General features: G+C 73.8%; 20 protein-coding genes and 1 pseudogene. 11 read left to right on the top strand and 10 right to left on the bottom strand.

What is annotated here, in order from left to right; all coding sequences use genetic code 11:
• Positions 1 to 9: 9 nt before the first annotated feature.
• The 5 genes from J2X68_RS01735 to J2X68_RS01715 form a co-directional block, all read right to left on the bottom strand.
• Positions 10 to 1038 (bottom strand): MoxR family ATPase, encoded by a 1029-nt coding sequence (locus J2X68_RS01735; protein WP_310430594.1) that lies wholly within the window; start codon positions 1036 to 1038, stop codon positions 10 to 12.
• Positions 1039 to 1110: 72 nt separating this feature from the next.
• Entirely contained in the window at positions 1111 to 2838 is a 1728-nt protein-coding gene (locus tag J2X68_RS01730; protein ID WP_310430593.1) for a trypsin-like peptidase domain-containing protein, read from the bottom strand.
• Entirely contained in the window at positions 2835 to 3161 is a 327-nt protein-coding gene (locus J2X68_RS01725) for a CU044_2847 family protein (RefSeq protein ID WP_310430592.1), read from the bottom strand. Before J2X68_RS01725 ends, J2X68_RS01730 begins: the two co-directional genes overlap by 4 nt.
• 55 nt (positions 3162 to 3216) lie before the next feature.
• The gene (locus J2X68_RS01720; RefSeq protein WP_310430591.1) at positions 3217 to 4713 is read right to left on the bottom strand and encodes a carboxyl transferase domain-containing protein; all 1497 of its coding nucleotides are present in this window, start codon (positions 4711 to 4713) and stop codon (positions 3217 to 3219) included.
• Positions 4710 to 6170 carry an acyl-CoA synthetase gene (locus J2X68_RS01715; protein WP_310430590.1) on the bottom strand — a complete coding sequence of 487 codons (1461 nt, stop codon included), beginning with the start codon at positions 6168 to 6170 and terminating at the stop codon, positions 4710 to 4712. The genes J2X68_RS01720 and J2X68_RS01715 overlap by 4 nt, the downstream gene beginning before the upstream one ends.
• A 407-nt stretch (positions 6171 to 6577) precedes the next feature.
• Here J2X68_RS01715 and J2X68_RS01710 point away from each other — a divergent pair, with 407 nt between their 5' ends.
• Positions 6578 to 7462, top strand: a complete 885-nt coding sequence (locus tag J2X68_RS01710; RefSeq protein WP_310430589.1) for a hypothetical protein — start codon at positions 6578 to 6580, stop codon at positions 7460 to 7462.
• A 38-nt stretch (positions 7463 to 7500) separates the two neighbouring features.
• Here J2X68_RS01710 and J2X68_RS01705 read toward each other — a convergent pair whose 3' ends face one another.
• Complete coding sequence (locus J2X68_RS01705; protein WP_310430588.1) at positions 7501 to 8091, bottom strand: hypothetical protein; 591 nt, start codon at positions 8089 to 8091, stop codon at positions 7501 to 7503.
• A gap of 163 nt (positions 8092 to 8254) precedes the next feature.
• Here J2X68_RS01705 and J2X68_RS01700 point away from each other — a divergent pair, with 163 nt between their 5' ends.
• Complete coding sequence (locus J2X68_RS01700; protein ID WP_310430587.1) at positions 8255 to 9028, top strand: IclR family transcriptional regulator; 774 nt, start codon at positions 8255 to 8257, stop codon at positions 9026 to 9028.
• Positions 9025 to 9876, top strand: a complete 852-nt coding sequence (locus J2X68_RS01695; protein ID WP_310430586.1) for an SMP-30/gluconolactonase/LRE family protein — start codon at positions 9025 to 9027, stop codon at positions 9874 to 9876. Before J2X68_RS01700 ends, J2X68_RS01695 begins: the two co-directional genes overlap by 4 nt.
• A 99-nt stretch (positions 9877 to 9975) precedes the next feature.
• On the opposite strand, the gene J2X68_RS01690 is transcribed toward J2X68_RS01695, so the two are convergent.
• Genes J2X68_RS01690 through J2X68_RS01680 form a run of 3 tightly spaced genes read right to left on the bottom strand, consistent with a single transcriptional unit; the run spans position 9976 to position 13290 of the window.
• Complete coding sequence (locus J2X68_RS01690; RefSeq protein ID WP_310430585.1) at positions 9976 to 11352, bottom strand: pyridine nucleotide-disulfide oxidoreductase; 1377 nt, start codon at positions 11350 to 11352, stop codon at positions 9976 to 9978.
• 52 nt (positions 11353 to 11404) lie between these two features.
• On the bottom strand, positions 11405 to 12673 hold the full coding sequence (locus tag J2X68_RS01685) for an MAB_1171c family putative transporter (protein WP_310430584.1): 1269 nt from the start codon (positions 12671 to 12673) through the stop codon (positions 11405 to 11407).
• A complete protein-coding gene (locus J2X68_RS01680; protein WP_310430897.1) occupies positions 12670 to 13290 on the bottom strand; it encodes a toxin-antitoxin system, toxin component family protein in 621 nt (206 codons plus the stop codon). The genes J2X68_RS01685 and J2X68_RS01680 overlap by 4 nt, the downstream gene beginning before the upstream one ends.
• A gap of 227 nt (positions 13291 to 13517) precedes the next feature.
• Between J2X68_RS01680 and J2X68_RS01675 the strand changes: the two genes are divergently transcribed.
• The 6 genes from J2X68_RS01675 (at position 13518) to J2X68_RS01650 (ending at position 19512) form a co-directional block, all read left to right on the top strand.
• Entirely contained in the window at positions 13518 to 14876 is a 1359-nt protein-coding gene (locus J2X68_RS01675; protein ID WP_310430583.1) for an extracellular solute-binding protein, read from the top strand.
• Positions 14873 to 15814, top strand: coding sequence for a sugar ABC transporter permease (locus J2X68_RS01670; protein WP_310430582.1), 942 nt, complete (start codon positions 14873 to 14875; stop codon positions 15812 to 15814). The genes J2X68_RS01675 and J2X68_RS01670 overlap by 4 nt, the downstream gene beginning before the upstream one ends.
• On the top strand, positions 15811 to 16698 hold the full coding sequence (locus J2X68_RS01665) for a carbohydrate ABC transporter permease (RefSeq protein ID WP_310430581.1): 888 nt from the start codon (positions 15811 to 15813) through the stop codon (positions 16696 to 16698). The genes J2X68_RS01670 and J2X68_RS01665 overlap by 4 nt, the downstream gene beginning before the upstream one ends.
• 40 nt (positions 16699 to 16738) lie before the next feature.
• Positions 16739 to 18250, top strand: coding sequence for an alpha-N-arabinofuranosidase (locus tag J2X68_RS01660; protein WP_310430580.1), 1512 nt, complete (start codon positions 16739 to 16741; stop codon positions 18248 to 18250).
• Positions 18251 to 18480: 230 nt separating this feature from the next.
• A complete protein-coding gene (locus tag J2X68_RS01655) occupies positions 18481 to 18939 on the top strand; it encodes an Rrf2 family transcriptional regulator (RefSeq protein ID WP_054238157.1) in 459 nt (152 codons plus the stop codon).
• A gap of 195 nt (positions 18940 to 19134) precedes the next feature.
• Entirely contained in the window at positions 19135 to 19512 is a 378-nt protein-coding gene (locus J2X68_RS01650; protein ID WP_310430579.1) for a hypothetical protein, read from the top strand.
• 88 nt (positions 19513 to 19600) lie between these two features.
• On the opposite strand, the pseudogene J2X68_RS01645 reads toward J2X68_RS01650, so the two are convergent.
• A pseudogene (locus J2X68_RS01645) lies at positions 19601 to 19855 on the bottom strand (protocatechuate dioxygenase); the annotation flags it as partial.
• Positions 19856 to 20243: 388 nt separating this feature from the next.
• Between J2X68_RS01645 and J2X68_RS01640 the strand changes: the two are divergent.
• Both J2X68_RS01640 and J2X68_RS01635 read left to right on the top strand, forming a co-directional pair.
• A complete protein-coding gene (locus J2X68_RS01640; protein WP_310430578.1) occupies positions 20244 to 20894 on the top strand; it encodes a DUF4360 domain-containing protein in 651 nt (216 codons plus the stop codon).
• A gap of 114 nt (positions 20895 to 21008) precedes the next feature.
• Complete coding sequence (locus tag J2X68_RS01635) at positions 21009 to 22136, top strand: FAD-dependent monooxygenase (protein ID WP_310430577.1); 1128 nt, start codon at positions 21009 to 21011, stop codon at positions 22134 to 22136.
• The last annotated feature ends 33 nt before the right edge of the window (positions 22137 to 22169 follow it).

The following is a 22169-nucleotide window of genomic DNA, read 5'->3' as shown; positions in this document are numbered from 1 at the left end:
GGCGCCGCCTCAGAAGCCATCGCCGTCCGCCGTGGCGCCGAGGTACGGCATCAGCCGCTCCGCCAGTGCGTCGCGGGAGTCGGCGTCCAGACCGGCGACGCCGGTGAGGTAGAGCGCGTTCAGCAGCTGGTCGGTGGCGAGTTCGCCGTCGGCGGCGCGGGTCAGGAAGCGGTCGATGAGGTGTTCCGCCTCGCCCGGCGGGGTGTCGAGGTGGGCCCGGACGATCTCGGTGAGCTGTTCGCGGCCGGGGCGGCGCAGCTTCAGGCGGACGCACCGGCGCAGGAAGGCGGGCGGGAACTCGCGCTCGCCGTTGCTGGTCAGGACGACGAACGGGAAGGCGCGGCAGCGGACCCGGCCCCGGGTGACGGTGACCGGCTCGCCCGATCCGTCCGCCAGGACCCCGGCGGTGACGTCCTCGGCGGAGTGCCGGGCCGCGCGCATGAGTTCGGGGATCTCGTACTGGCCCTCCTCCAGGACGTTCAGCAGGTCGTTCGGCAGGTCGAGGTCGCTCTTGTCGATCTCGTCGACGAGGAGCGCGCGCGGGCGTTCGTAGGGCAGCAGGGCCGTGCCGAGGGGGCCGAGGCGCAGATGGTCCTCGACGCCGCCCCCGGCGTCCCCGCCCCGCTCGCGCCAGGCCGCCTGCCGGGCGGCGTACAGCCGGGACAGCGGGTCGTACTGGTAGAGGCCGTCGGCCAGCGTGGAGCGGCTGGTGATGTTCCAGCGCAGCACCGGGCCGAGCCCCAGCTCACGCGCCACCGCGTACGCCAGGGAGGACTTGCCGGTGCCGGGCGGACCGGTGACCAGCAGCGGACGGCGCAGCACCAGGGCCGCGTTGACGAGTTCGACGCTCTCCGGGGTGGCGACGTACGAGCGGGCGCGGTGGACGCGGTCGGGGGAGACGGCGGCCTCGTCGTCGGCGTCCCGGGGCGGCGGCACGACGGGTTCGCCGTCGAACGCCCGCCAGGGCGGTGGCGCGGGCAGCCGGTCGATGCCGTCGTGCGGCTCGCTGTTCCCGGTGTAGACGGACCAGTGCGGCATGGTTCTCCGAAACTCTGGTGTGACTCGTGGGGCTCGTACGGCTCATGGCTCGGTGGTGGGGGAGGGCGCGGCTCAGGTCACGGGGGAGCCGGGGTGGCCGGCCGCTTCGCCGTGCGGGTCGGCGAAGAGGCGCGGGTCGTCCCACAGCAGCTGGATGTCGTGCGCCCAGTGGCCGTCCTCCGCGTCGGCCTCCTCGCGCAGCGCCAGTACCCGGCGCGGGAGTTCGGCGGGCGACACGCCGGACACGCAGGTGTCGAGCTCGTCCAGGAAGGTCTTGCCCGCGCAGCCGTCCCCGCCGGCGCAGGACGCGTCCGGACCCCCCGCGCAGCCCACGCGGGACCAGACGACGATCGGGGCGGGCGCGGTGAGCGAGGTGTCGAAGTGCGGGCGGGTGTGGGACGCGGCCGGGGCGGTCGCGAAGCCGGCGAGACAGGCGTCGTCCCGGCGCAGCCGCACCCGGAGCCGGCGGGGTTCCTCGGGGCTGCCGCACTCGACGCGGTGCACCCGCGCGCCGGGCGCCGCGTCCAGCCGGTTCCACACCCGGGTCAGCTGGTGCCGGACGCCCGCCCTGCGGCGCGCCTGGTCGGTGACGACGAGCGGGTACACACAGCCGAGCGGGGTGTCGTCGTCGGGCGCGCTCGCCCAGCGGTCGACGGGCAGGTCGATCCAGTCGCGGGGGAGCGCGAACGCCAGCAACTCGTCGCAGCCGGGCGTCAGATAGCGGAAGGCGGCCTCGATCCGGTCCTGCACGAAGGCGCGCAGCCCGGCCTGCGGGACGGTGCCGGAGGCGACCGGATGCCGGCGGCCCCCGCTGTACGCGGACACCTCGACGCGGACGTGTCCGTCGCCCGCGCCGCTGTGCTGGAGGTCGACGAGGATGGGCGACCAGTCGGGTGCGGCGGCCGGCTCGGCGGCCGGTGCGACGGGCGCCCGGAACAGGGTCTCCACATGGGCGGTGAAGCGGGCGACGGTGGCCGCCGCGTCGGCGCCGTCGACCTCGCACAGCACGAACAGGGCCGCCGACCACAGCGAGTCGAACCCCTCCTCGGGCGCGTCCGGGTCCAGCGGGCCGCGGGCGGACTCGTAGAGCCGCACCCGCCGCCCCGGATCGCCGTCCAAGCCGTCGCGCACGGCGCGTTCGACCAGTGCGCGCAGCCGGGCGCGGTCGGCGGTGCGGTGGTCGGAGGTGGGGACCAGGCCCTCCAGATCGGGCCAGTAGCGGGCCATGACCTCGGTGGGCATCATCCGCCCGTTGTGCACGCCCCGGTCGCCGGCGGCCGCGGTGACCATGCCGACGACCTCACCGGTGTCGGCGAGGGTGACGGCGGCGCCGCTGAACCCGGGGGCGAGCGGCTGGCCGCCGGGCTGCCAGGCCTCCAGCTGGATCCACTCGCGGTTGAGCAACTGCGTCGCCGTGATGCGGTATTCGGCGAGGGTGCCCTCGTCGAAGCCGACCGGGAAGCCGTAGACGACGAGCTTGCGGGGCCGGTCGGGCCGCCCGTCGTGGGCGGCGTCCACGGGGGCCAGCGCGGCCGGGGCGATCAGGACCTCGTGCGCCAGCTCCAGCACGGCCAGGTCGCCGAGGTCGGTGACGCCGCCGCCCCAGCCGCCGTCGGCGATCACCCGGGCCGGTACGGCGGGGGAGCCGGGGCGTTCGGTGAAGGTCACCGTCAGGGCGTCCGGGTCGGCCTGCGCCACGACGTGGGCGCAGGTCAGCACCCGGCGCGGGGTGACGAGGAAACCCGCGCCCGCCACCCGGCCCGCGCTCTCGACCCGGGCGTGCCATTCGGCGCTGTTCATGCGACGGGAGAGGAGGGCGACCAGGTCAGCCGCACGACGAGGTGGCCCTCGGCCGTGCCCTTGGCGATGATCGCGCCGGCCTCCGCCGACAGCTTCACGCCGAACTCGATCTCCACCCCGTCGGGCCGTAACGTCCCGTCGCGGAACACCCGCAGCGCGGACTCGGCCGCCGCCCGCACGCCGTCCAGGGCGCCCTCGAAGGTGCGGGCCGCCTGGACCGTCCCGTCACGGGCCACCAGCCGGGAGCCGGGCCGCCCCTCCGTGACCGCCTCGACGGCGACCACGGCGCCGTCGTCGGTCCTGAACTCCACCAGTCCGTCCACGGTGCCCCCGTAACCCCTTACCTGTGTGGTCCTGCGGCTGTGCGCGCATCCATTGTCACGGACGGTACTGGAGATTGTCCTGCGTTCCGTCCGCCTGCGTGATCCGGATCACCCCCAGTTCCGCCAAGTCCTGTGGCCGGATGCGGAGTTGGTCGGCCGTCGCCGCCACCTCCCGCGGTGAGCGCTTGAGGATCGCCGCCGCCGACTCCGGTGCGATGACGGAGAAGTAGCTGTCCGGGGTGGCCCAGGTGCGGCCGGGCGCGGCCAGGGCCAGCGCGCCGCCGGAGCCGCCCTCGCCGATGACCAGGGTGGTGATCGGCGTGCGGGCGGTGGCGACCACGCCGAACAGCTCCGCGATCGCCGCGCCGGCCCCCTGCCGTTCGGCCTCGGCGTCGTTGGCCGCGCCCGGGGTGTCCACCAGGGTCAGCACCGGGATGCCGAGCCGGTCCGCGAGGCGGATCAGCCGGGCGGCCGTGCGGTAGCCGGCGGGCCGGGTGGCCGCCCCGGTCTGGGCGGCGTAGGCGACCGTCCGGCCCCGGTGGAGGCCGAAGCCGCACAGCATCCCGTCCGGGTCGACGCCGCCGCACCGGTCCCCGGAGATCGCGAGCCGGTGGGTGAAGTAGGCGTCCAGATAGGCCCCCGCGCGGGGCCGCTCCGGTGCGCGGGCCCGCCGCACCGCGTCCATCCCGCTCCGCGGCAGGCCCCTGGCGCCGAGGGCGGCGGGAACGGGCGCCGCGGCACGAACCGGCCCCGGCGGTACGGGTGTTCCGGGTGTTCCGGGTGTTCCGGTGGCTCCCTCGGGTGCGGGTGCAGCGTCGGGTCCGGGTGTTCCGTGGGGTGCGGGTGCAGCGTCGGAACCCGGGGTGCCGCCGGTCAGCAGCCGCAGCCACCGGCCCAGCACCTCTCGGAGCTCCGCCGGGGGCACCACCGCGTCCGCCGCGCCCGCCGCGACCTGCGCCCCGGCCGTGTAGGCGGCCGGGTCGGCGTCCGGCGGCCGGACCCGCGAGCCCGCGAAGCCCACCTGGGCGTCCGGCAGCGCGAGCACCACGTCGGCGCCCGCGCCCAGGGTGGCCCAGCCGCCGCCGGTCGTCGGGTCCCGCAGGACGGCGATCTGCGGCAGCCCGGCCTCCCGGGTGAGCGCCGACTGCCGTGCCACCCGCTGGAGTTGGGTGAGGGCGAGCATGCCCTCCTGCATCCGGCTGCCGCCCGTGGCGACCAGCGGCACGACCGGCAGCCGGTGTGCACGGGCGTAGATGTAGGCCGCCGCCAGCCGGTCGCCGGTCCGCTCGCCCAGCGAGCCGCCCAGGAAGCCGAACTCGAAGGCGACGAGCACCGCCCGGGTGCCCCCGACGCTCCCCGTTCCGCAGACCACCGACTCCGACTCACCGGTGCGCCGGGCGGCGCGCTCGCGCGAGGCGTCGTAGCCGGGCCAGCCGAGGGGCCCGTCGGGGCCGGACGCCCGCTCCCCGCCGGGCGGCGGGTCGGGGAACCGGACGAAGTCGTCGCAGACGAGGGCGACCACCTCGCGCGCGCTCGCCCGCTCCGCCGTCATGAGGGCAGCGCCCGCTTCATGATCTTCCCCATGTCGTTGCGGGGCAGCGCGTCGAGGTAGCGCACCACCCGGGGCCGCTTGTGCGGCGCCAGCCGACGGGCCACGTGGTCGGCCAACTCGCCCTCGGGCGGGAGGGCTCCGGGGTCCGTCGGCACGATCCACGCGACGATCCGCTCCCCGAGGTCCGCGTCCGGCTCCCCGGTGACGGCGGCCTCGCGCACCCCGGGATGTTCCAGCAGCGCGTTCTCGATCTCACCGGCCCCGATCTTGTAGCCGCCGCTCTTGATGAGGTCGGTCGCCTTGCGCCCGACGATCCGGACATAGCCGTCGGGGTCGCGCACGGCCACGTCGCCCGTGCGGAACCAGCCGTCGGAGGTGAAGGCGGCGGCGGTCGCGTCGGGCCGGTTGAGGTACTCGGTGAACAGGTTCGGCCCGCGCACCTGGATCTCCCCGACGCTCTCCCCGTCGTACGCCTCGACGGCCGACCCGTCCTCGTCCACCAGCCGCAGCTCCACGCCGGGCAGCGGCACCCCGACGGTCCCCGCCCGCGCCTCCCCGTCCGCCCGGACGCTGGTGTTCATCAGTGTCTCCGTCATCCCGTACCGCTCGATCACCCGCCGCCCGGTCGCGGCCGCGATCCGCTCGTGGTCGTGGACGGGCAGCGCGGCCGAACCGGACACCAGCAGCCGCGCACCCGCGAGCGCCTTGGCCAGTCCGGGGTCGTCGGGCAGCGCCTCGGCCACGCGGTGGTACATGGTCGGCACCCCGAAGAGCATGGTCGCCCCGGTGCTCAGCTCCCGCGTCACCCCCTCCGTGCCGAACCGCCCGAGGTGCCGTACCGATCCGCCGCGCCGCAGCGGGCCGAGGATCCCCAGCACCAGCCCGTGCACGTGGAAGAGCGGCAGCCCGTGCACGAGGACGTCCTCCCCGGTCCACTGCCAGGCGTCGGCGAGCGCGTCCAGGGTCGTGGCGATCGCCCGGCGCGGGATCACCGCGCCCTTGGGCGGCCCGGTGGTGCCGGAGGTGTAGACGACGAGGGCCGGGTCCTCGTCACCCGCGGGCACGGCGACCGGCGCCCCGGCGGCCGGTGCGCCGGTTTCGGCCGCCACCTCGACGTCGATCCGTTCGAGCCCGCGCAGCGCGGCGGGCAGTGCGTCGCCGGGGGCCGCCAGCACCACCGCCGGCGCGCTGTCGCCCAGAATGTGCCCGAGCTCCTTGTCACCCGACTTCGGGTTCAGCGGCACGGCCGCCACCCCGGCGAGCAGCGCGCCCACCACCGCGACGGCGGTCTCCAGCGACGGGGTCGCCCACACGGCGACCCTCCCCTCCTCCCGCACCCGCGCACCGACGGCGCCGGCCGCCGAGGCGAGCTGCGCGTACGTCAGGGAACGCTCGCCGAACCGCAGGGCCGGCCGCCCGGACGGCTCGTCCGTCAGGGCCGGGAAGAGAGAGGACACGGATCGGGCTCCTTGGGTGGCTGCGGGACATGACAGACCCGTTCATACCCCACGCACCCGGCACTCACCTGTCAGGCCGCCGTCTCGACCCCGTCCGCGACGGCGCAGCCGACGCTGTCCGGCCCGCCGGCGCCGTTCGGAGGGCGCGGGCGTCCTCGTCGCGGACCACGGCCGAGAGGCCGTCGGCGCACAGGAGGCAGCGGTCGCCGGGGCGGGCGTCGTGCAGCATGCCTCCGCTCGTCCCGGTCCCCCGTCGTCTCCTCGTTGCCGTCACCGATGCCGGGGCCTGCCCGAAGGGGAAGGGGGAAGGCCGAACGCGTTGTCCCGGTCGCGGGGGCGGCCGTTAGCCTGCGAGGGACATGACACAGACGTACGGATGTACAGACGTACGAGAACGGAGTCCCGCCGTGCCCCGAGTCGCCCTCGCCACCTACGACCCCCGGCCGGAGCCGAGCAAGGACCGCGACCTTCCCGGGCTGCGCGCGGCGCTGGAGGCGGCCGGGGCCGAGGCGCACGCCGTGTGCTGGGACGACGCCGACGCCGACTGGGCCTCGTACGACCTCGTCGTCCTCCGCTCGACCTGGGACTACAGCTGGCGTGCCGCCGAGTTCACGGCCTGGGCGGAGCGGTGCGGCAAGGTGACGCGGCTGGCCAACCCGGCCTCCGTCGTGCGCTGGAACACCGACAAGCGGTACATCGGGGAGCTCGCGGCGGCCGGCGTGCCCACGGTCCCCACCCGCTATCTCGCCCCGGGCGACGCCGACGCCCCCGCCGGGCTGCCCGGCGACCACGAGTACGTCGTCAAGCCCACCTCCGGGGCCGGCGCCCGTTACGCGGCCCGCTACACGCCCGACCGGCACGAGGAGGCCGTACGGCACCTCGCGCGGATGCACGCCGAAGGGCTGACGGCGATGGTGCAGCCGTACATGCGCGGCATCGACACCGGCGGCGAGCGGGCCCTGCAGTTCTTCGGCGGGCGTCTGCTGCACGCCAGCCGCAAGCGCGCCGTGCTGGCCCCCGGCACCGCCTTCGACGCGGACAAGGTGGCCCACCCCGGACTGGAGCCCTGGACCCCGACGCCCGCCGAGGTCGCCGTCGCCGAACGCGCGCTGGCCGCCGTGCCCGACGCGCCGGAGCTGCTCTACGCCCGGGTCGACCTCGTGGACGGCGACGACGGGGAGCCGCGGGTGATGGAGCTGGAACTGGTCGAGCCGAACCTGTTCCTGTTCCTGCACCCGGAGTCGGTGCCGGCCGTCGTGGCGGCGATCCTGGCGGCGGCCGCCACCCCCTGACGACGACCACCACCCCCCGGTCCGGCGCCCGCGCGCCGCTACTCCCGGATCCCCGTCCGCTGCAGCAGCCCCCAGGTGAACTCGGCGACGACCTCCCGCCGCACGCCCCACCCGTCCGGGGCCGTGAACGCCAGTCCCCAGCGGGTGGGGGCGCTGCCCTCCAGCGGACGGGCCGGGGCGAAGGCGTGCGCGGCCTCGTCGACCGTGCAGGACCATGGGGTGAGGTCCTCGATGCTCGTCAGGCGCGGCGGCGCGACTCCCGGGGCGCGGACCAGCCACTCGTTCCAGACGCCGCCGTTCGGCGCGAGGAGCACCTCGAAGCGCAGCTCGGGCCAGAGGGGCAGCGGCCAGAGCCAGGCCTCGCAGTCGAGGTCCCCGACGCGGCGGGGCGTCCGGGACTCCGGTTCGCCGAGGACCGATCGGTAGCGGGCCAGCGCGCCCCGGGCGTGCGGGGAGTGGAGCATCGCCTGCCAGCGTTTGTTGGCCTCCCGCATCTGTGCGAGGGAGACGCCCAGCGCATGGCGGGCGTCCTCCACCAGGTCCGGGTTGTGGTCGGCCATGCGGCGCAGCAGGACCTGCTGGAAGTCGAGCACCGTGAAGGAGCCGGTAAGGCGTTTCTGGGTCGGCATGCTCCCCATCCTGGCCCAACCGGGGCCCCGTCCCGGGCCACTGTGCGTTTCCCGACCATTGCCCGGCGCAACGCCGTATGACAGCCTGTGTTCGTCATGCCGATCGCCTGTTGAAATCTCGAACACAGGCACTGAGACGACTACCTAAGGGAGGGGGCCGGTTGTGGGACGCCTCGTACCTGCCGTGACCCGAGCTCTCGACATTCTCGAGCTCTTCCTCGACGGGGACGGTTCGCTCTCCGCCCCCGACATCGTGCGCAAGCTCCAGCTTCCGCGCACCACCGTGCACGAGTTGGTGACCACGCTCTCGGCGCGGTCGTACATCGTGGCCGTACCGGGACAGCCCGGACGTTACCGCCTCGGCGTGCGTCCGTACCAGCTCGGCAGCCGCTACGCCGAGCAGCTCGACCTCGCCGCCGAGGGTCAGCAGGTCGCGCGCTCCGTCGCTGAGACGTGTGACGAGACGGTCCACGTGGCGATCCTGGAGGGCACCGACGTCATCTACATCGCCAAGGTCGACTCCACGCACGCGGTCCGGATGGTGTCGGCCGCCGGCCGCCGTCTCCCGGCCCACTGCACCTCCGTCGGCAAGATGCTGCTGGCCTCGCTCCCCGAGCCGGAGCTCAGCGCGCGCATCCCCGACGACGCCGACCTCATCCGGATGACCCCGAACAGCATCACCGAGCCCGGGGCCCTGCGCGAGGCCCTGGCGGAGATCCGGGATCGGGGCGTCGCGGTGGAGAGCCGCGAGTCCAACCCGGACGTCAGCTGCGTGGCGGCGCCGGTGCGCGACCGCACGGGCCAGGTCGTCGCCGCCCTGTCCATCTCGGTCCCGATGATCCGCTGGAGCGACGAGCGCCGCGTGGAACTGGAGCAGCTCGCCGCGAAGGGCGCCGCCGAGCTGTCCGAGCTGCTGGGCTACCGGAGCGTGGGATGACGACCTCGTACGAGGTGGCCGTGCGCGCCGAGGCGGTCCTCGGCGAGGGGCCGACCTGGGACCCGGTCACCGGCCGGCTGCTCTGGCTCGACATTCTCGGCTCCCGCCTGCACGGCTACGACCCCGTGACCGGCCGCCGCACGGTCCGGGTGACCGACCAGCACGTGGGCGCGGCCAAGCCCCGCGCCGGGGGCGGTCTGGTCCTCAACCTCCGGGACGGCGTGGGCCTGCTCGACCCGGACGGCGGCTTTCGCTGGCTGCGCCACGAGCCGGTCCCCGGCCGCCGCGCCAACGACGCCGCCGTGGCGCCCGACGGCTCCCTCTGGGCCGGCACCATGCGCTACGACGAGGCCCCGGGCGGCGGCACCCTGACCCGGGTCACCGGCGACGGCGCGGCCGAGCGGGTCCTCGACGACGTGGCGGTCAGCAACGGCACGGGCTGGAGCCCGGACGGGACGCGGATGTACTACATCGACTCGCCGACGCGCCGGGTCGACGTCTTCGCGTACGCGGCGGACGGGCGGGTGGGCGACCGCCGCGCCTTCGTCGAGATCGAGGACGGCGCGGGATTCCCCGACGGCCTCACCGTGGACGCCGACGGCTGCGTGTGGGTGGCGCTGTGGGACGGGGGAGCGGTACGCCGCTACACCCCGGAGGGCGCCCTGGACCGGGTGCTCACCCTCCCGACGCCGAGGGTCACGGCCTGCGCGTTCGGCGGCGCCGACCTGACCGACCTGTACATCACCACCGCCCGGGTGGGCCTGGAGTCGCCGCACCCGGTGGCCGGATCACTGCTGGTGGTGCCGGACGCCGGAAAGGGCCTGCCCCAACCGGCGTTCGCGGGCTGAACCCGGCCCCCGGCGGGCGAACGGGGGCCGCGCGGACGACGGGACGGGCGAGCGGCGGGACGAACGCGGGCGGTCCGTACGGCGGTCCGCCCGGCGGGACTACTGCAGTCCCGCCCGCTTCAGCTCGTCCCCGGTCAGCGGCGGGCCCGTCAGCGCCGGTTTCCACGGGCCCAGCGCGGCCGCCAGCAGGACCGAGGGAGCCAGCAGCACCTCGGGCCCCCGCTCCAGCGACGTCACGTCCGTCACCCGGCGGGCGATCCGGCCGTTGCCGGTGGCCGTGAGCATCAGGCGGCCGACGTACGCGGCCACGAGCCGGTCGCGCAGGGTCGGCCCGTCCTCCGTCGCGCCCGGGCAGAACACGTCCTGGCCCACCGCCAGGTCCCACGCGGTGCTCACGGGCCCGGCCACCGCCTTCTGCACCCGCCGGGACAGCCCGGCCGAGCCCCATCCCCGGCGGCGCACCACGTCCCGCAGCGTCACCGCGCTCTGGGCGGCGACGGCCAGACCGTGGCCGTACAGCGGGTTGTAGGCGGCGAGCGCGTCCCCGACGACGGTGAAGTTCTCCGGCCAGGCCGCCATCCGCTCGTAGAAGTGGCGGCGGTTGACGGTGGCCCGGGTGTACGCCACGTCGGACACCGGCTCGGCCCGCTCCAGGAGCTCGCCGATGACGGGGTGGCGCAGTTCCTCGCGGGCGAAGCGGACGAAGTCGTCGCCGTCGGTGGAGGGTTCGCCGCCCCGGGTGCCGTTGAGGGTGACGATCCAGTGCCCGTCCTCGATGGGCAGCAGGAACCCCGCCCGCCCCGGCCCCGCGGCACGCGGATCCGGCTGCACGTTGACGATCGGGTACCCGGACCTGGCCTGCTCCGGCGCGCGGTAGAGGCGACTGGCGTACGCCAGCCCGGAGTCCACCTCCCGCCGTTCCGCCGCGGGCAGCCCGAGCTCGGTCAGCCACCGCCCGGCCCGCGACCCGCGCCCGGTCGCGTCGACGACCAGCCCGGCCGCCACCACCCACTCGCCGTCCACCGCCTCCGCCGCGGCTTCCGGCGCCAGCCCCTCCCGGGCTCTCACCCGCACCCCCGTGACCGCCTCCGCGTCGCCCGCCAGCCCCAGCACCTCGACGCCGGAGAGCAGTTCGACCCGGTCGTCCGCGAGGACCCGGGCCCGCAGTGTCGCGTCCAGGAGGTCGCGGCCGGCCAGGATCACGTGGTGCGACTCGGGCCACCGCCGGAACCAGCCGCGTGCGCCCATGACGACCATGTCCGTGGTCACCGGCGCCCGTCGCGCCCCGGCGGCGAGGAGCGCCTCGGTGGCGCCCGGCAGCAGGTCCTCCACCGCCCGCACCCCGCCCGACCAGAGCATGTGGGCGTGGCGGGCCTGGGGCAGGCCCTTGCGCGGGGCGGGACCGTCGGGCAGCACGTCCCGCTCGACCACGACGACCCGGTCGGCGAGGCCGGCCAGGGCGCGTGCCGCGAGCATGCCCGCATGGGATCCCCCCAGGACTACGGCGGTTCTGGCGGGGTGGGAGGGTTCACTCATGCGTGGACATGCTCTCTGCCGGGGCGGCCGCGCGGGCGCGGACCGCCTGGATGTCGACGGGGTGGCGAAGGACGCGGGACACGGCCTGGATCTCCCGCAGGAGGTAGGTGGTGTCCGGCCGGGAGGACCCGGACGGGTCGGCCGAGGCGACGGGGGAGGCGGTGGAGGCGGGGGAGCCGGTGGAGGCGGCCGCCGGGGGCTCCGGACGGCGCAGCGCGCGGGTCCGGGCCTCGACCGCGTCCAGGAGCGACACGGCGGCGGCGAGGGCCTGCGCCCGGCCGCGCTCGAAGCCGAGGGCGACGCCCGCGTCGTAGGACCGCGCGCGCAGGTCGTCGTCGAGGTACCGGGCGAGCTGGAGCAGCGCGTCGCGGATGAACGTCTCGCGCCGGATCAGCCGCAGTTCCGGCGTGGCGCGCAGGTCGAAGGGCTCGCGGGCGCCGGTGACGCTCCGCATCAGCCGGGACAGGGGACGCAGGCTCCGGTGCCTGCGGCGGATCCGCCACCGCTCCTGGAGGTACTGGCCGGCGTGCGGGACGATGAAGCCGATCGCGACCAGGGTGGCGGCGATGCAGGCGGCCGACGGCGCGATGTTGGTGTTCAGCCAGTCCAGGTCGTGCCCGGTCCAGCGGGCCCCGACCGCCGTCAGCTTGGCCGCGCTGAACAGCAGGTTCGTGACATAGCCGGCTCCCAGGAAGCGGAGCCCCCAGCGCAGCCAGGCGTCGAGGCCCTCGGTGCGGCTCCAGTTCCAGACGAGCCGGGCGGTGACCGAGCAGGCCACCGTGTGCGCGAGCAGGTAGAGCAGGATCTCCTCGCGCATGAAGGGCGTGTTGGCGTAGTAGGTGTCCAGGTCCCGGATCTGTTCCACGGGGACGTCGGCGAGCGCGAAGAGCACCCACAGCGCGACGACCACCCCCGCGTAGACGGAGACCACCCAGCGGGTCGCCCGCCGGGTCTGCGCCGAGCGCTCGGTACGGCCGTTGCGCCAGGCGATGATCAGCAGCAGCCAGGACGCGGAGAGCGCGGTGAGCAGCGAATACACCCAGGGCGCCGCGATGTTCGGCACGCCGGTGACCCGGTTGGTCCAGGCGATGGTCTTGGGGGCCGCGAAGACGAACACGGCGCAGGCGAAGACCAGCAGGCCGCCGACGGCGCGCAGCAGCGGGTCCCGCCAGAGCTTGAGGATGCTGGGCAGTTTGATGGCGAGGGCCGCGCCCAGGACCACGGTGGGCAGCCAGAAGGAGACGTACAGCCCCTGGCTCACCGCGCCGTCCCCCTGCGCCCGCGGTAGCCCAGGGTCCGCTGGACCGCGGCCGTCTCCCCGCCCGGCCCGGCGGCGGCCGGCCCCGGGTCGGACAGATAGCGCCGGAAGCGGGCCGCGAGACGGTGACCGAAGTCGTCGGCCTCGGCCTCGTCGTCCTCCCGGGATCCGTTGCGGGCGGCCACGGTCAGGGCGAGGGAGTCCCAGCCGGACCGGCCGGCCAGCACACCGGCGGCCACCGTGCCGACGCCGTGGTGATGCCGGTGACCGGCGTGCAGATGCCACAACTCATGGCCGAGTATCACGAGTTGCTGCACGTCCTCGGCCCGCTCCTCGACGATGACCAGGTCGAAGTCCTGGAACTCCACCCACAGGCCGGTCACCTCGATCTCGTCGGGGAACCGCTCGAACCGCACCTCGACGGGGCGTCCGCCGCGGCGCGCGGACATCTCCTCGCACAGGGCCCGGCAGACGTCCCGCACACCGGCGGGCCGGGCGGGGCGCGCCCGCAGCGCGGCGGAGAGATCGCCGGTCAGCTCGCGCATGGCCGGTCCGGTCCTCGCGCGCCGCAGCGCCGAGCCGATCCGGGCCGCCCTCCCGCGCGCGCCCGCGATGTCCATCCGCTCCCCCTTCTCCACCGCCGGACGGCAGCCCGTTCGAGCCTACGCGGCCGGTTGTGCCCCCGTCACGGGAACTTTTCACGGGGGCCGCCCGAGCCTGCGGATAGAAAGCGCTGTCATCGATCCCGTCAAAACCATTGACGTGCCGACGTATCGATTTTACGGTCCCGTTCGAAGTTACGAGCAGAATTCGAAATCTCGAACCGGCTGAACGACAGGGGCAAGGTATGGGACAACCTGGCCTGAACCGCAGGCAACTCCTCGCCGCCGCGGGCGGGTTGGCGGTGGCGGGCAGTCTGGGCTTCGCCGCCCTCGGCACGGGGGCCGACGCGCTCGCCGCCGGGGCCCGCACCCGGGTCCGTTACTGGAACCTCTTCCAGGGCGGCGACGGAGCCAACCAGGTCGCGATGGTGGACGCCTTCCGCGACGCGCACCCGGACATCGCCGTGAAGGACTCCACCCTCGCCTGGGGCGGCCCCTACTACACCAAGCTCGCCATGGCCGCCGCCGGCAACCGCGCCCCCGACCTCGGGGTCATGCACCAGGGCCGCATCCCCGGCTTCGCGCCCGGCCGCCTCCTGGACCCCTGGGACGTGGACCTCCTCGCCCGGCACGGCGTGCGCGAGGCCGACTTCAACCCGGTGCTCTGGCAGCGCGGCATCGTCGACGGCCGGCTGTACGCGCTGCCGCTGGACATCCACGTCCAGCTGAACTTCTACCGCAAGGACGTCTGCGACAAGGCGGGACTCCTCGACACCGCGGGCCGCCTCCCCGCCGCCGGCTCCCCCGAGGAGTGGTTCGACATCCTGAAGACGGCCAGGGGGCAGCTGAAGAAGGGGCAGCAGACGCTCGGCCTGCACGCCAACGACCAGAACTTCTGCTGGTGGTTCTTCGTCGCCTTCTACCAGCAGCTCGGCGGCACCTACTTCGACGACGACCACACGACCGTCACCTTCGACACCGACAAGGCCACCCAGGTCCTGGAGTTCCTCCGCAAGCACGTCACCGACGGCTACGTCACCGTCGGCGAAGCGGACGGCGAGGCGTTCCTGGCCGGCTCGCCCTTCACCTGGGAGGGCAACTGGTCGGTGCCGTACTTCAACGGCGAGAAGGTCGAGTACGGCGCCCAGCCGCTGCCCCCCGTCTTCGGCAGGGCCGCCACCCACGCCGAGTCGCACTCCTTCGTCCTGCCCCACCGGGCCGGCCGCGGCGGGGACGCCGACGAGGGCGCCTACCGGCTCGCCGCCTACATGGTCACCCACGCCACCACCTGGGCCAACGGCGGCCATGTGCCCGCCTATCTGCCCACCTTCGAGGACCCGGCGTATCTGCGACTGGCCCCCCAGAGCGAGTACTCACGCCCCGCCATGGACCACCAGGCCAACGAGCCCCATATCTGGTTCGCCGGCTCCACCGGCGTCCTCGCCCAGCGCGTCGGCCCGATCGTGGCCTCCTCCAACCTGGGCTCCGCCGCCCCGGACGCGGCGGCCCGCCGTATGAAGTCCGCGCTGGCGCAACTGCTGGCGATGAAGAACCCGATGGACGGCCGCACCGCAGCCCAGGAGCTGAAGGGAGCCGGTGCATGAGCACGCTCGCGCACGCCGGGACACTGCCGCCGCGCACCGCGGTCGCCGCCGACTCCGCCCGCGCCCGCTGGGGCCGCCGCTTCCAGCACGGCGGCTGGTTCGTGGCCCCGTTCTTCGTCCTGTACGGCCTGTTCGTCGTGCTGCCGGTCGTCCGCGGCCTCTACCTCAGCTTCACCGACGCCAACATCTCCGGCGACCACACCGGCTTCGTCGGCCTCGACAACTACCGCGAGGCGCTGAAGGACGACCTGGTCTGGGACTCCCTCTGGCACAGCGTCCAGTTCACGCTCTACGTCGTCCCCGTGATCGCCGTCGTGGCCCTGCTGATGGCGCTGATCGCCCACCACACCGTGCACTTCACATGGCTGTGGCGGCTGTGCTTCTTCGCGCCCTTCCTGCTTCCCTCGGCGGTCATCGGCAACCTGTGGTGGTGGCTGTTCCAGCCCACCAACGGCATGGTCAACCACGTCCTGGGCCTGGACACCCCGTGGCTCACCCAGAAGTCCACGGCGATGCTCGCGGTCGTCGTCGCGACCGTGTGGTGGACGGTCGGCTTCTCCTTCCTCCTCTACCTGGCCGCCCTCCAGAACATTCCCCACCACCTCTACGAGGCGGCCGAGCTGGACGGGGCGAACGCGTTCCGGCGGATGCTGCACATCACCGTGCCCAACCTGCGCAACATCACCGGCCTGGTCCTCGCCCTGCAGGTCCTCGCCTCGCTCCAGGTCTTCGACCAGGCCGTGGTGATGTACCAGTTCGGCCCCGGGCCGGAGGAATCGACCCGCACCTTCGTGCAGTACACGCTCGAACAGGGCTTCACCAGCTACCGCGTGGGCTACGCCTCCGCGATCTCCTTCATCCTCTTCATCATCGTCGCGGCCGTCGCCCTCGGGCGGATGTGGCTGCTGCGCAACCGCGAGGAGGCCGCGGCCCGATGACGACGCCGACCGCACCGACCCCACCGCCCACGCCCCCGGCTGCCGCGCTGCGCAAGCCGCGCGGCACCTGGACCCCGGCCCAGATCGCCCTCACGCTGGTGGCAGCGGCCCTCTCCCTGGTCTGGCTGGCCCCGCTCGCCTGGGCGCTGTCGACGTCCCTCAAGACCCCCACCGAGTCGGTCACGTCCCCGCACTGGATCCCGCAGGACGTCACCGCGGAGTCCTGGAAGGCGGTGATCGAGGCCGGGAACATCCCCAACTGGTTCGTGAACTCCGTCGTCGTGTCCGTCTGCGTCACCTTCGTCGTCCTCGCGGTCGCCTCGCTCGCGGGGTACGGCTTCGCGCGCACGGAGTTCCGCGGCAAGTCGGCGCTCATGGCGCTGACGATGGCGGGCCTGATGTTCTCCCCGGCGATCCTCGGCGTCCCGCTCTTCACCACGGTCCAGTCGCTCGGCATGGTGGACACCTACTGGGGCATGATCCTTCCGCAGTGCGCGCCTGCCGCGATGGTCTACATCCTCTACAAGTTCTTCCAGTCCCTGCCGAAGGAACTGGAGGAGGCGGCCTTCATCGACGGCGCGGGCCGCTGGCGGATCTTCTTCACGATCGTCCTGCCCCTGTCGAAGCCCTCCCTCTCGGCGGTCGGCATCTTCACCTTCATCGCCTCCTGGAACAACTTCCTGTGGCCCTACATGGTGACCAACAACCCCGACCTGATGACCATGCCGAACGGCATCGCCACCGTGCAGAACGCCTTCGGCATCGTCTGGCCCCAGCTCATGGCCGGCGGACTGCTGGCCGGCCTGCCGCTGATCGTCGTGTTCGTCTTCTTCCAGAGCCAGATCGTGCGGGGCGTGGCCCACACGGGTCTGGCGGGCCAGTAGCCGAGCCGACGGACAAGCACCCTCTCCTCGAAAGGCGTTCATGCGCACCGCACGTCTCACCCTCGACCCCGCCTTCACCATCGGCGAAGTCAACCCCCGTCTCTTCGGCAGCTTCGTGGAGCATCTGGGCCGGTGTGTCTACACCGGTATCTACGAGCCCGGCCACCCGTCCGCCGACGAGGCGGGGTTGCGGACCGACGTCCTGGACCTGGTCCGCGAACTCGGCGTCACCGCCGTCCGTTACCCGGGCGGCAACTTCGTCTCGGGCTACAAGTGGGAGGACTCGGTCGGCCCCGCCGAGGACCGCCCGCGCCGTCTCGACCTGGCCTGGCGCTCGACGGAGACCAACCGCTTCGGTCTCTCCGAGTACATCGCCTTCCTGCGCAAGATCGGCCCGCAGGCCGAGCCGATGATGGCGATCAACCTCGGCACCCGGGGGGTGGCCGAGGCCCTGGAGCTCCAGGAGTACGCCAACCACCCGTCCGGCACGGCGCTTTCGGACCTGCGGGCCGACCACGGTGACAAGGACCCCTTCGGCATCAAGGTCTGGTGTCTGGGCAACGAGATGGACGGCCCCTGGCAGACCGGCCACAAGACCGCCGGGGAGTACGGCCGTCTCGCCGCCGAGACCGCTCGTGCCATGCGCCAGATGGACCCGTCCGTGGAACTGGTCGCCTGCGGCTCCTCCAGCCAGTCCATGCCGACCTTCGCCGAGTGGGAGGCGACGGTCCTCGCGGAGACGTACGACCTGGTCGACCACATCTCCCTGCACGCCTACTACGAGCCGCAGGACGGCGACGTCGACTCGTTCCTGGCCTCGGCCGTGGACATGGAGTCGTTCATCGAGAACGTCGTCGCCACCTGCGACCACGTGGGCGCGAAGCTCAAGTCGAAGAAGAAGATCAACCTCTCCTTCGACGAGTGGAACGTCTGGTACATCTCGGGGTGGCACGCGATCGAGGACTCCGCCACACGGGACTGGGCCGAGGCCCCCCGGCTGCTGGAGGACAACTACAGCGTCATGGACGCGGTCGTCTTCGGCTCCCTCCTCATCGCGCTGCTGCGGCACGCCGACCGGGTGACGGTCGCCTGTCTCGCCCAGCTCGTCAACGTCATCGCGCCGATCCTCACCGAACCGGGCGGCCCGGCCTGGCGGCAGACGACGTTCTTCCCGTTCGCGCAGGCGTCGAAGCACGGCCGGGGCACGGTCCTCGACGTGCGGGTGGACTCGCCGACGTACACGACGGCCAAGTACGGCGAGGCGGACCTCCTGCACGCCACCGCCGTCCGGGCCGACGACGGCACGGTCACCGTGTTCGCCGTCAACCGCAGCCGCACCGAGGCGCTGCCCCTGCACATCGGGCTGACCGGCCTCGACCTGACCTCGGTCGTCGAACACAGTGTGCTGGCGGACGCCGACCCGGACGCCCGCAACACCCTCGCCGATCCCGAGCGGGTCGCCCCGCACCGGGCCGAGGGCACCGCCCTGACGGACGGCGCGCTGACGGCGACGCTGGAGCCGCTGTCGTGGAACGTGATCAGGCTGGCGTGACCGGAGGCGGCCGGACCCGGCCGCGCGCACGAGCGGGGCCGGCCCGGCCCGCCCGGCACCCGCCCTCGACGGCCGGCCGGGCGTCGGCCCACGGCCCGGTCGCTGCCCTGGCGGCCGGGCCCCGGGTGAACGCAGCTGTCGGTCGCGCGGGCGTGGCAGAAGCGGTGCGGCGCCGGGCGCCGGGGCACGCCCACCCGTGGCGGCCGTCGGCTGACGGCACAATGGGGCGCATGAGGATCTCGGCACGAGCGGACTACGCGGTGCGGGCGGTACTGGAGCTCGCCGTACGGCAGGGCGGCGACCCGGTGAAGGCCGAGTCGATCGCCGCCGTGCAGGACATTCCGCACAAGTTCCTCGAGGGGATCCTCGGCGACCTGCGGCGCGGTGGCATCGTCGACAGCCGGCGCGGCGGGGGCGGCGGCTACCGGCTGGCCCGCGACCCGGCGGCGATCACGGTCGCGGACGTGATCAGGGCGGTGGACGGCCCGATCGTGTCCGTACGCGGCGAACGCCCGACCGGCCTGACGTACACGGGCTCGGCGCAGCCCCTGCTCCCGCTCTGGATCGCGCTGCGGGCGAACGTGCGGCGGATCCTGGAGGGCGTCACCATCGCCGACATCGCGGCGGACGCGCTGCCGGGCCCGGTCCAGGCGCTCGCCGAGGAACCGGCGGCCTGGGAGAACCCGTAAGTCGCGGCCGCCGGCGGAGTTTTCCGATCCCGGGCGGCCGACGGGCGTCCCTCCAGTGCGAATTAGTACAGATCTCCGAATATCGGGTCTCGGAGAACCCTGGGCGCGCGCGATCGACCGCGTGACACGATCCTGGCCTGCCGGAGCGACATGGCGAAAAAGCGCGACTCCGGCTGCGCGAAAGGGGAGGGTCACATGGGCAGGTCGATCATGCGCAGGGCGCGGCTGTGGGCCGTGGGGACGATGATGGCGGCCGGGGTCGTCGGTCTCGCCGCGGCGCCCGCGAGCGCGTGGACCGGTGGGAACGTCTGGGTCAACCTGGGCAGTTGGAACTGTCCATCGGGCGGTTCGGTCGTGGGCGTGTACTGGGCGGTGGACGCGTACTCGAGCGGTCCGGCCGGCGGCGACTGGGGCGACAACGTCATCTATCCGCGGGTCCGGGTGGGGGCCGGCGCCTACAACACGCTCAGCTACCAGACCATGTGCAAGAAGTGGGGCTGGTACACCTACCGCGGGGTCGTGGGCCAGCGGTCCCTCACGCCCTACAAGTCGGGTCTGAGCTACACCTACTAGGGCACGGTCCGGGGCGGCGTGGCGACCGCGGCCCGCACGGGTACCGCGTGCGGACCGCGGCGACCGGCGCCGTCCCGGGCCGGGGTGATCAGGCGGAGTCGACGCCGACGGTGATCGTCGCCTTGTAGCCGCTGGACACGCTGGAGCCGAGGGCGGTCAGGGTGAGCAGGCCGGAGGCCGCGCCCCCGTCGTCGTGGATGCCGTCGTCGGCGAGGGCCGTCTCCCTGGTGGTGTTCGCGGAGTACGGCGAGGTGGCCTGGATCTCCTCGTTGACGTCCGGGTCGAAGAAGAGCCGGCCGGTGTGGACGACCTCGCCGCCGGTGTACGAGTCGTCGGTGAGCGTGCGGGGCCTGGGGATGCAACGGTCGACTGCCTTCCTTTCCACGCGAGTTCGGGCACCATGTCGCCGCCTGTGACGGGTGGCGGGCTCCGGTGCCGGCGAGCGGACGGGCGCGTACGTGCCCTCTTTTCCAGGTGCGGCCCGTCCGGGTCTGCGCCGTGGAGCCGGCCGGACCGGAGGGGCGACACCCCGCCCGTGTCGTGACCCGGAGCGACCGGGTGTGAACGGGCCGTGGTGAATGGCCGGAGTTCGGCCTGGGCGGGCCCCACGGCTCTCCCTACGATGCGATCGCCCCGGTTCTTCACAGCAACTCCATTGGTTCTGCACAGAGTTGCTGTGCCGCGCCGGGCGCGCATCCACCCCCCACCGATCCGAACGAAGGACAGAGACCATGGCAAGTGGGCTGCTCCTGGGCGGTGCGGTCGCCGCGCTCATCACCGCGGCGATACCCGCGAACAACTCGTCCCCCGTGTTCGACAACCCGCCTCCGGACAAGATCGTCATCGATGTGGCCACGGTGAACGGGTCCGGCTGTCCCGCGGGCACGGCGGCCGTCGCCGTCTCCGAGGACAACACCGCCTTCACCGTGACCTACAGCGACTACCTCGCCCAGGTCGGCGGGGGCTCCAACCCCACGGCGTTCCGCAAGAACTGCCAGCTCAACCTGGTCGTCCACGTCCCCTCGGGCTTCACGTACGCCATCGCCAAGGCGGACTACCGCGGCTACGCCTCGCTCCAGTCCGGGGCGACCGCCGTGCAGCGGGCCTCGTACTACTTCCAGGGCTCGTCGCAGACGGTGTTCAAGAACCACAACTTCAGCGGCTCCTACAACGACAGCTGGCAGGCGACCGACAGCACCGACTGGGCCCAACTGGTCTGGGCCCCCTGCGGAGTCCAGCGCAACTTCAACATCAACACCGAACTCCGGGTGAACGCGGGCACGTCGTCGCCGAGCAAGGTCAGCTTCATGACCATGGACTCGACCGACGGCGACCTCAGTACGATCTACCACATGGCCTGGCAGGTGTGCCCGGCCAAGTGAGCCGGTCCCGATCCCCGGGACACCCCGCCGCGTGGGCCGCGCACCCGGCCCGCGCGGTGCCGTCCCCGGTGGGCTCGCGGGCTCACCGGCCGGCGGACGGAGGGGGCGTGGGGGATGGGCGGCAGTCGCGGCGCGGTGGTCGTCGGAGGAGGCATCGGCGGGCTGGCCGCGGCGATCGGGCTGCGCCGGATCGGCTGGGACGTGACGGTCCTCGAACGCGCCCCGGCCTTCGCCGACGTGGGCGCGGGGATCTCCCTGCATGCCAACGGGATGCGGGCGCTGGACGCGCTCGGCGTCGGCGAGGCGATACGGGCCGCCGTCCGGCCGGCGTACACGGGCGGCACCCTCACCCCCGGCGGCCGCATGCTGTCCCGGATGGACGGCGCGGCGCTGGAGCGGCGGCTCGGGACGCCCGTCGTCGGCGTCCTCCGTGCCGATCTGCACCGCGTCCTGCGCGAGGCGCTGCCCGCCGGGTGCGTGCGGACCGGGGTGGAGGTGACCGGCGTCGGCGGCGCGGGCGACGGCGCCGATCTCGTCGTCGCGGCCGACGGTGTCGACAGCCGGCTGCGCGCCGAACTGTTCCCCCGGCACCCCGGAGCGGTCTACAGCGGCTCGACGGTCCTGCGCGCCGTCGTGGAGCAGCCGGTCCACGACCTGCCCGATCTGGAGCTGACCTGGGGCAGGGGCGCGGAGTTCGGGCACCTCCGCTTCGCCGACGGACGGGCCGAATGGCATGCGGTGCTCACCGCGCCGCCGGGTGTCAGACACACCGACCCCCTCGCCGAGATGCGCCGCCGCTTCCGGGGCTGGCACGATCCGATCCCCGCCCTGCTGGCCGCGACCCGGCCGCAGGACGTCCTGCACCACGACATCCACGAACTGGTCACCCCGCTCCCGTCGTTCACCGTCGGCCGGGTCGCGCTGCTCGGCGACGCCGCCCACGCCATGACCCCGAACCTCGGGCAGGGCGCCAGTCAGGCGCTGGAGGACGCGACCGTCCTGGCCTCCTGCCTCGCGACCGGACCCACCACCGCGGCCGCGCTGCGCCGCTACGACGCGGTCCGCCGCAGGCGCAGCCGGTCCGTGGCGCGCGCCGCCCGCCAGGCCGGCCGGATGGGACACCGGCTGACCCATCCCCTCGCCGTGGCCCTCCGCGACGGCGCCCTGTGGCTGGCACCCTCCGGAGCGACCCTGCGGGCCGCCCTCCGGCACGCCGACTGGACGCCACCGCCGCTGCGGTGACGCCCAGTCGAACAGGGGAGGGTCATGCCGTAC

It is taken from the genome of Streptomyces sp. 3330, assembly GCF_031456635.1.
GTDB lineage: Bacteria > Actinomycetota > Actinomycetes > Streptomycetales > Streptomycetaceae > Streptomyces.
The sequence above is the reverse complement of the archived record's forward strand: the minus strand, read 5'-3'. Positions and strand labels throughout refer to the sequence as shown.